The organism is Bradyrhizobium sp. STM 3809, from assembly GCF_000239795.1.
GTDB lineage: Bacteria > Pseudomonadota > Alphaproteobacteria > Rhizobiales > Xanthobacteraceae > Bradyrhizobium.
This window is the reverse complement of record NZ_CAFJ01000528.1, coordinates 1-1,790: the sequence shown is the minus strand read 5'-3', so window position 1 is coordinate 1,790 and position 1,790 is coordinate 1. Positions and strand designations below refer to the sequence as shown.

General features: G+C 64.5%; 4 protein-coding genes and 1 pseudogene. All 5 read left to right on the top strand.

Going from position 1 to position 1,790, the window contains the following annotated elements:
- Positions 1-297 (top strand): annotated as a pseudogene (locus tag BRAS3809_RS24375) (chlorophyllide a reductase subunit Z); the annotation flags it as partial.
- Between the two features lie 29 nt (positions 298-326).
- Positions 327-554, top strand: a complete 228-nt coding sequence (locus tag BRAS3809_RS24370; RefSeq protein WP_008964696.1) for a hypothetical protein — start codon at positions 327-329, stop codon at positions 552-554.
- Positions 555-723: 169 nt separating this feature from the next.
- Entirely contained in the window at positions 724-951 is a 228-nt protein-coding gene (pufB, locus tag BRAS3809_RS24365) for a light-harvesting antenna LH1, beta subunit (protein WP_008964695.1), read from the top strand.
- A gap of 16 nt (positions 952-967) precedes the next feature.
- Positions 968-1,156: a light-harvesting antenna LH1, alpha subunit gene (gene pufA, locus BRAS3809_RS24360; protein WP_006615514.1), complete on the top strand. Its 189-nt coding sequence runs from the start codon at positions 968-970 to the stop codon at positions 1,154-1,156.
- Positions 1,157-1,335: 179 nt separating this feature from the next.
- Positions 1,336-1,790 (top strand): photosynthetic reaction center subunit L (locus BRAS3809_RS24355; RefSeq protein WP_035658154.1); only part of this gene is annotated, 455 nt, incomplete at its 3' end.

Below are 1,790 nucleotides of genomic sequence, written 5' to 3'. Positions count from 1 at the left end.
CAGGAGGTCTGCAACGCGCTGTTCGATGCGCTGTTCAACATCCTGCCGCTCGCCACGCAACTGGACCAGATCGCGGCAACGCCGGCGCGGCTCGAGCGCGAACTGCCCTGGGACGACGGCGCGAAGCTCGCGCTGGATCAGATCATCGAGACTCAGCCGGTGCTGGTGCGGATCTCCGCAGCCAAGCGGCTGCGCGACGCCGCCGAGCGCGGCGCGCGCCAGGCCGGGCTCGACACGGTGACGGAGGACATTCTCGCGCAGGCGCGGTCACGGCTCGCAACGGGCCAGGCGGCGTAGGCGCGGGGATAGCGGAGAGGGAGAGGACGATGTCGTTATACGAACGCATGGATCGTGACGTCGCGCCGAGATCGCGCGAGCGCATCGAATATCTCCTGGTCTACGCGGTGTGCTTCGCCGTGCTGATGGTCGAAGGCGTGCTGCGCCGGATCGGCTCGCTGATCACCGGCCACCGGCCTGCGCCGCTCGGCGCGATCTTCGGCGAGGCGCGGATCAAGGCGGCGAACTGCGCGACCTCGTCGTTCATGGGGCTGTGAGGTCCCGACAGGTTTCGAGCGTCGGGGTCGTGAGTTCAGGCCCCGGGTCTTGCAAGGAATTCGCGCGGCTCGCCGCGCGGATGTCATCCCGGCAACGGGATGGCGCTTCGACGCCGCTCATCTCGGTGAGCGGCATCCGGCCGAAAGGCCAACACCAGGAGGTACTACTATGGTGGAACCAAACAAGGGAGGCTCTCTGTCGGGGCTGACCGAAGCGGAGGCTAGGGAATTCCATAGCATCTTCATGACGAGCTTTGTGGTCTTCACGGCGGTTGCGATCGTCGCCCACATTCTCGCCTGGATGTGGCGTCCCTGGCTGCCGGGGCCGACGGGCTACAAGGCGGCGCTGGATGGGGCAACCCACTACGCCACGCTCGCGCTCTCCTACCTGACCTGATCGAAAGGAGAAAACTATGTGGCGCTTGTGGTTGCTGTTCGATCCCCGCAGGGTTCTCGTGGCTCTCGGCGTGTTTCTGTTCGGGCTGGCATTGGTGATTCACTTCATCCTGCTCAGCACGAACCGCTTCAACTGGCTGGAAGGACCTCGCGCGGCGAAGACGTCGTCGATCTCCGCTCCGGTCACGCCGGTGAAGCTCACCTAGAGCTTCGGCTCCAACAATGGGAGGCGGGCGTAGGCTGGGCGGCAGACCCCGCTTGCCCGCTTCCCAAATTTCCACGCTTTCAAATCTCGCGAGCTCCAACTCATCTGGGGCTCCACGAGTTCACGACCTCGCGATACGACACGTAGCATATCGAGCGACGGGCAGCGGAGGCAGGACCGATGGCAATGCTCAGCTTTGAACGAAAATACCGCGTCCGCGGCGGCACGTTGATCGGCGGCGATCTCTTCGATTTCTGGGTCGGACCGTTCTACGTCGGCTTCTTCGGCGTGACGACGATCTTCTTCACCTTCGTCGGCGTGGCGCTGATCCTCTACGCGACAGCGCTCGGGCCGACGTGGAATCTCTGGCAGATCAGCATCAATCCGCCCGACGCCAAATACGGATTGTCGTTCGCGCCACTGACCGAGGGCGGCTTCTGGCAGCTCATCACGGTGTGCGCGCTCGGCGCGTTCGTCTCCTGGGCGCTGCGCGAGGTCGAGATCTGCCGCAAGCTCGCGATCGGCTACCACGTGCCGGTGGCCTTCGGCTTTGCGATCTTCGCCTATTTCACGCTGGAGGTGATCCGTCCGGTGCTGATGGGCTCGTGGAGCTACGCCTTCCCCTACGGCATCAT

Excerpts from the sequence above, each read along its gene's own strand:
- pufB (WP_008964695.1), top strand. The coding sequence starts at position 724 with ATGGTGGAACCAAACAAGGGAGGCTCTCTGTCGGGGCTGACCGAAGCG.
- pufA (WP_006615514.1), top strand. The coding sequence starts at position 968 with ATGTGGCGCTTGTGGTTGCTGTTCGATCCCCGCAGGGTTCTCGTGGCT.
- BRAS3809_RS24370 (WP_008964696.1), top strand. The coding sequence starts at position 327 with ATGTCGTTATACGAACGCATGGATCGTGACGTCGCGCCGAGATCGCGC.